At 47.1% G+C, this 244-nt stretch carries 1 pseudogene; it reads right to left on the bottom strand.

Features of this window, described 5'->3' with window-relative positions:
- Positions 1-156: pseudogene (locus tag GEAM_RS23515) on the bottom strand (glucose/galactose MFS transporter); the annotation flags it as partial.
- Between the last annotated feature and the right edge of the window lie 88 nt (positions 157-244).

Raw genomic sequence — 244 nt, 5'->3', positions numbered from 1 at the left:
CAGCACTTCCTGAAAATGCTTGTTAAGCACGTCGAGCAGGCCGTAAGACAAGCCCCAGAGGAAGAACAGCGTAGTGACTAACATAAAGGCCAGCCGGAAGCCGGAGGCCGCTTTTTGCCCTACATAAGCAGGGTTTTCGGTTTTATTGGCGAGCATGGTTAATTCCTTGATATCTGGTTGCAGGGTTTGTTTCAGCACGAGGCTGGTTTTTTATGTCAGATAACTTGAAAAACAATCTCTTAGG

Source organism: Ewingella americana ATCC 33852, from assembly GCF_000735345.1.
In the GTDB taxonomy this organism is placed as follows: Bacteria; Pseudomonadota; Gammaproteobacteria; order Enterobacterales; family Enterobacteriaceae; genus Ewingella; species Ewingella americana.
This window is presented reverse-complemented; position numbering and strand designations above follow the sequence as displayed.